This window comes from Hymenobacter sp. HD11105 (assembly GCF_054051685.1).
The window spans coordinates 1-5,815 of sequence record NZ_JBSWBR010000017.1 but is presented as its reverse complement, the minus strand read 5'-3'; the positions used below and the strand labels follow the sequence as shown (position 1 = coordinate 5,815).

Genomic DNA, 5,815 nt, shown 5'->3' with positions numbered 1-5,815 from the left:
GCCCCGCGGCACCAGCGTGCTGGCCCGACTTCCTTGCTAGCCGCTCGTGCGGCGGCTAGTCCAAAGCCGGTGTACCTAGGGCTTCTTCCGCCATTATTAGTTGCTTCCTTTGCCTATGACCTCGCCTTGCCGCTTGTTCCTAGTCGATGACCACCCCATGCTGACCCAAAGCCTGGCCGCTCGCCCGCGAGCCAAGCGGCCAGGCTTTGGGTCAGCATGGGGTGGTCATCGGTTTTCCGACGTGGCTGGCGCCGACCACTTGGGCGGCCTTTTACCAATATAAGCTTGACTTGAGGATGGCTCGACCCGTTCCTTTTGGCTGGTCCTCTCGGGATTCAGCGGAAGGGTTGACCCGGCAGGGCAAGGGGGTGTTGTTACACATGATCCGTCCCCCGGACACTTCCCGGAGGTAGGGCGGCTTCCGACGCGGCGACTGTGCAATATGAGATTTTACAGGTTAGCCCTACTTCAACGGGATTTTCCCCTTCACTTTGACTATGCCGCTTTCTGACCACCCCGTTCCCCTCACCTGTCCCTCTTGTGGCAGCGTCCTAGCCGTGCACCGGCTACCGGGCACTTACTGCTGCTCCCTGGGCCACGAGTTCTCCGCCGAGCACCTGGCCACGGCCCTCGACCATAACCTGACGCGCACCCTCTGGGTCTGCCTGCGCCACCTCGACGAGCAACAATGGCTCCTAACGCAACTCGCGGCCCGTACGGGCACCGCGCCCGCTTCCCTCCCCAGCTTACAGGTGGTTGCCGAGCAACTACGCCGTTGGCTGCACTCGGCCCCGGATACGACGGAGTTCTCCTGACATAAGGGGTTGCGCCCGCGTCGACTACTGGATGTGGGTAACGGGCCTTTGCGGGGGGAAGTACACCCAAAAGGTGGAACCTTTGCCCAGTTCGCTGGTGACTTCTAGGCGGCCCCTTCGTTCTCCACCAGCTGTTGCACCAGGTACAGGCCCACGCCCGAGCCCTCGACGTGGTCATGAAAGCGCTCTAACAGGGTGAACAGGCGCGGCAAATGGGCCCGTTCTCGTGTACTTCCAGCACGGTGTGGCCGGCGCGGACGTGACCTCGCACGTCGCCCTTTCCGCTTCGGTACCCACTAACCCTTACCCTGCCCACTCCCTTTGGCTGGGTCGTCGGCCGAGCCGTTCCGTCGGCGCTAGGAAAAGTGCTCACTAGTGTCCAGCTTGCCCTTCCGTAGCCCTACCGCCCTCCTTCTTATGCTCTCGACTCCGCCCTTCTGGGGCGCCTTGCGCGCTGCCTTAAGTCACCTCGAGCCGGGGGACCCCGTCGCCCAGGCCTACGCGCTGTATACGCTGGCCCAAGCCGTGCAGGCCGCCACGCCCTATTCGCCGCTCAGCCTCACGGCCCGTCCCCGGCCCACGGCCGAGGCCGTGAGCCTCACGCTCACCTTCGCCGGCGCTTACCGGCTGCAGGTCACCACGCACTACCCGCGGCCGGCGCAGCAGCAGGCGCCGAAAACCATCCTCTCTCTGTTTCACCATGAGCGCCTGCAGTATGCGCAAGCCGTGGAGCGCGGGCAAGTAGGACCTTCCATTGCCGGGGCGCTTTATCCCATAAGCTAAGATCCTTCCGGGCTTCAGGGGCCAGCCCGCGCCCGGCGGTATAGAACACTAGGAGCCAGCTTGGTCGGGCTGGAGGCGGCAGCCGTGCAAGCCTCTTGAGTGTATCCATACAAAAAGGCCGCGCGCATCGTCGTCGTCCTGCAACAGGCAATCGGCGTGACTTTACTTTGCTGGGCCTAACTCCGCGCTAATGAGCCAGCTTGCTCAGGGCGAGTAGGGCCACTCGGGCCCGCGTTTTGGCCGTGCCCAGGGGCAGGCCTAACTCCTCGGCCGCTTCCACATGGGTGTAGCCCTGAAAGTAGAGCAGTTCAATCAGCTCGCGGTGCGCAGGCTTGAGGCGCTGGGTGAGCTCGCGCACGCCGATGTGCTCGGGCTGGAAGGTGCAGGGAGCCGGCAGGTAGCGGGCCACGTCCGTGTCCAGGGACTGACTCCGGCTATGCAGGTGATGACGAGCGCTGCGTAGCACGTCGATGGCGTGGTAGCAGCAGATGCGCTGCATCCAGGTAAAGAGTCGGCCCCGGGCCGGGTCGTATCGTCCGATGTGGAGCCAGATGCGCAGCAAGCCTTCCTGCAGGATATCTTGCACCAGCTCCTCCTGGCACACCAGGCGCCGAATGGCGTGCCGCAGGCTGGGCCCGTACTGGCGGTAGAGCAGGCCTAGAGCGTGCTCGTCGCGGGCCAGCAGGCGCTGCACCAGCTGGGCCTCGTCCGGGACGAGGAGGGGAGATGCCGGAGGGGGGGACGGCATAGCGGAGACGGGGAAACGAACGGGTAGGGGGACCCGGGGGTGGGGGCGGTTAAACGGCGGCCCCTAGGAAGAGGTTCCCAGCAGGCCGGTCGCGCGGGTTAAGATTCTTAAGCATAGATCGTTCCAACTAGCTAGCTCAACTGTACGTAAGCGAACGATCAATCCTCACCCCTTACCCCCTTATATGACCTATTCTTTCTTTCGCCCCTCTGCCCTTGCCGGGCTGGTGACCCCTGCCTTGGCGAGCTGCCTGTTCTTCAGCAGCTGTGATACCCAGCCGCAAGCTACTGATGCGGATACGCAGGCCACGACGGCTGAGAGCACCGCTACTAGCTCTGCCGGGGAAGTGAAGCCCAAAGGGCCTAAACCAGCGTGGGGTCCCAACCTTAAGCCCGAGATGCAGGCCGTTATGGAGCAGCTAAGGAGCTTTAAGAACAAGCCCCTGCCGGAATTGACCGCCGTGCAGGCCCGCCAGCAGCCGAGTCCCGCCGATGCCGCCCTTAAGCAGCTGCAGGCGAGCAATAGCACGCGGCCGCCCCTGCTGGTGGATACGGCCAGTCAAACCCTGCTGCCCGGTGTAAAGGCACGGATGTATACGCCCAAAGGCGCCGCCGCTTCGCATCCGGTCATCGTGTATTACCACGGCGGCGGCTGGGTCATTGCCACGATCGACACGTATCATGCCTCGGCCCAGGCCTTGGCCGAACGAACAGGGGCCGTAGTAGTGTCGGTAGAATACCGCAAAGGGCCGGAGCATAAGTTTCCCACGGCCCACGACGACTCGTTTGCGGCGTATCAGTGGGTGCTGAAGAATGCGGCCAGCATTAAAGGCGACCCCAAGCGAGTGGCAGTGGCGGGTGAAAGCGCCGGCGGGGGCCTGGCTTGTGCCGTCAGTATGATGGCCCGCGACCAAGGCGTGGCCCTGCCCAAGTACCAGCTGTTGGTGTATCCGATTGCGGGCTACGATCTGAACACGCCTTCTTACCAGCAGAACACGGAAACCGCGCCCCTCAATAAAGCCGGTATGGCCTGGTTTTTCCAGAACTATCTGCGCAGCCCCGCCGATGGGAAGGACCCACGCATCAACTTGGTAGGCGCGAATCTGAAAGGCTTGCCGCCCACGACCATCATCGCGGCCGAGTACGACCCCCTAACCAGCGAGGGTAAAACCTTGGCCGATAAGCTCACAGCGGCGGGCGTAAATGTTAATTACAGACTCTACAAAGGTACCACCCACGAATTCTTCGGCATGGCAGCCGTCGTGCCCGAAGCCAAGCAGGCGCAGGCCGTGGCCACCGCTGACCTGAAAGGGGCGCTGAAGTAAGTAGGACAACCCCCAAAAAACAGCCCCGGCTCCCACGAGTCGGGGCTGTTTTCATTCCTCAGTAACCCATCGAAGGGGATTCTCAGCGAAGAAGGAGGCAGGCCTAGCCGCCAGAAGACTACGCCACGGGGTCGGTACTGACCCCGGGCCCGAATTGTTTACCTCGTGACACCACGCCCAAGGACAGCTTCGGCGAGCCTTTGGCCCCGAGCACCGCCCAGTGGGCCTAAAAAGCCACAGTAACCTAGTGGAGTTGAGCCCAGAATACCTGGCCCAGCAGGGGGCGTGTGTAGCGGCCCACAGCACCAAGCAAATCATCTACACAACCGAAGAGCAACTACGAAGCGGCGATTTTGTGGTTGACCTAGGCGGGGAGCACGAAGACTACTTACTGAAATTGCAGGTGCCTATCCCGAAGTAGGTGGCTGTTATACTGTGGCGGGTAGGCCGAGAGTACTTTATTCCGGTATAGGAGGCGAAGCAGCTACTGGGTGCCGCAGTCGTAGAAGAAGTAACTAGCAGCTGGTAGCCTGTGTTGTCCCGACCAGATCTCGAACCATGCGACTACAGCCAACTTGTTAGGCGCTGAAATAGCGCTGGCCAGCCGGAGGCCTAGGGCAGGATCGTGCACGAGCCCGCCTTTAGCTCATTAGTTTTGTTAAGGATACTCCCCGTCCTTTGCGGGCCGAGCTTGTTCGCCTCGGAATGGATGGCTGCCCCGGTTAGTCTACTTACCTAAACGCTTGTTGAATCGTGATCCAGTTCACCCGCTTCGACCACTTCCTGCTCGATATTCCGCCCGGCACGACCGCGGCGGCCCGTACCTTTTACGGCCACGTGCTGGGCCTACCGGAAATAGCGGGGCAGCATCCGGGGGGGGCAATTTGGTTTTGGGCGGGCCAGGTGCAAGTCCATCTGCGCGAGGAAGAAGCGGCCACTACTCCTTCGCCCTCCTCCAGGCGTCATCCCGCCTTTGAGGTGGCCAACTTGGCCGAGGTGCAAGCCTACCTCACGCAGCTGGGGGTCCCGGTCGAACCCGCTACTGCCATTAGCGGGCGGCAGCGTTTCTTCTTTCGCGACCCCTTCGGCAACCGGGTAGAGCTGCTGCAATTTGCCTGAGCAACGGGCGGCCAGTGCTCGGCAGGAGCACCCCCCCCTTCCCCGAGCGCAGCGAATAGCTGATAGAGGGGGCGCACTTGGTAAAGGGGTATTTCCACTAAGGGCCCTAGCGGTACTAAACTTAGGGTCGATAACCTTTACTTATCGACCCTAATTAATTACCCCTTTAATTACCCTTTGGCTTGGCCATAACGTAGGGATAGCCGGCGGTGTAAGGGCGTTAAGACGAGGAAGCCAGAAAGCCACCATCTCCGGTGTCTTTCTGGCTTCAGGCGATGATGTAAGCGGAGGAAATCCTCAGGATTCTATGGCTCACAACGGCTAGGTATCGAACCAGCTGCCTCATCGCTACCGAGACCGAGTGTGGGTTGGGGTTGAGTTACCCTTAGCAGCGGGTACTACATGGCGCGGAAGCATGAAAGCCTAAGCTTACAAGTCTTCGTCCTCATCGTCCTCATCCTGGTAGTAGAGCTTATTGATCAAGCCTTGGGTTTCGGCGTCCAACTCGAACGACGCCTCATCCTCGGACAAGTCATCTATTGCCGTCTCCTCCTCCTCCAAAGCATCCACTTCGTCCGCGAAGGGGTCGTCGTCCAGGGGCTTGTCCTCTCGGTCGTGTTGTTTCGCTGCTCGCATCGCGTAGGGGTTTTTGGTGTCGGGGAAAATAAACAATTCTCGCGTCCCAGCCCGCTGAGCAGTATTATTTTTAAACTACTACCCGTTGGTGTGTCTGCTAAGGGCGGCCTTATCGAGCCGGGCCGTAGCGAGCAATACCTGAACCTGGTCCGGCGCTGTAAACGTGTGCGAGGCGGAGTCAACTGCCATACCCTGACACATTCCACCCGCGGGCTCATTGATAGCTGCTAGGTTGAATAGGATTCGGTAAAGGCGCCTGAAAAAGGTCGACTGGCAAGGCTTTTCATGCCCTGCCAGTCGACCCCTATGGACTTCAGCTTACTAAGAAGTTCAAGGAAGCTAGGAGTAAGCCTTTTTGCTTCCGGACTACCCGGAGTACTAGGCTGGGTG

8 protein-coding genes are annotated in these 5,815 nt (G+C 60.8%); 6 read left to right on the top strand and 2 right to left on the bottom strand.

Annotation, left to right across the window (positions count from 1 at the left end; all coding sequences use genetic code 11):
* Positions 1–115: 115 nt before the first annotated feature.
* From ACW9KT_RS22235 to ACW9KT_RS22225, 3 genes are all read left to right on the top strand, one after another.
* Positions 116–283, top strand: a complete 168-nt coding sequence (locus ACW9KT_RS22235; protein ID WP_457084590.1) for a hypothetical protein — start codon at positions 116–118, stop codon at positions 281–283.
* 214 nt (positions 284–497) lie between these two features.
* Entirely contained in the window at positions 498–815 is a 318-nt protein-coding gene (locus ACW9KT_RS22230) for a hypothetical protein (protein ID WP_457084588.1), read from the top strand.
* A 417-nt stretch (positions 816–1,232) separates the two neighbouring features.
* On the top strand, positions 1,233–1,598 hold the full coding sequence (locus ACW9KT_RS22225; protein ID WP_457084586.1) for a hypothetical protein: 366 nt from the start codon (positions 1,233–1,235) through the stop codon (positions 1,596–1,598).
* Positions 1,599–1,785: 187 nt separating this feature from the next.
* Here the strand turns inward: ACW9KT_RS22225 and ACW9KT_RS22220 are convergent, their stop codons facing one another.
* A complete protein-coding gene (locus ACW9KT_RS22220; RefSeq protein ID WP_457084584.1) occupies positions 1,786–2,346 on the bottom strand; it encodes an RNA polymerase sigma factor in 561 nt (186 codons plus the stop codon).
* A gap of 184 nt (positions 2,347–2,530) precedes the next feature.
* Between ACW9KT_RS22220 and ACW9KT_RS22215 the strand changes: the two genes are divergently transcribed.
* The 3 genes from ACW9KT_RS22215 to ACW9KT_RS22205 all read left to right on the top strand — a co-directional run bounded on the left by ACW9KT_RS22215 (position 2,531) and on the right by ACW9KT_RS22205 (position 4,789).
* Positions 2,531–3,670 carry an alpha/beta hydrolase gene (locus tag ACW9KT_RS22215; RefSeq protein ID WP_457084582.1) on the top strand — a complete coding sequence of 380 codons (1,140 nt, stop codon included), beginning with the start codon at positions 2,531–2,533 and terminating at the stop codon, positions 3,668–3,670.
* Positions 3,671–3,923: 253 nt separating this feature from the next.
* Positions 3,924–4,091 carry a hypothetical protein gene (locus ACW9KT_RS22210; RefSeq protein WP_457084580.1) on the top strand — a complete coding sequence of 56 codons (168 nt, stop codon included), beginning with the start codon at positions 3,924–3,926 and terminating at the stop codon, positions 4,089–4,091.
* A gap of 332 nt (positions 4,092–4,423) precedes the next feature.
* Positions 4,424–4,789 (top strand): VOC family protein, encoded by a 366-nt coding sequence (locus tag ACW9KT_RS22205; RefSeq protein WP_457084578.1) that lies wholly within the window; start codon positions 4,424–4,426, stop codon positions 4,787–4,789.
* A 429-nt stretch (positions 4,790–5,218) separates the two neighbouring features.
* On the opposite strand, the gene ACW9KT_RS22200 is transcribed toward ACW9KT_RS22205, so the two are convergent.
* Positions 5,219–5,425: a hypothetical protein gene (locus tag ACW9KT_RS22200; protein WP_457084576.1), complete on the bottom strand. Its 207-nt coding sequence runs from the start codon at positions 5,423–5,425 to the stop codon at positions 5,219–5,221.
* Positions 5,426–5,815 lie beyond the last annotated feature (390 nt).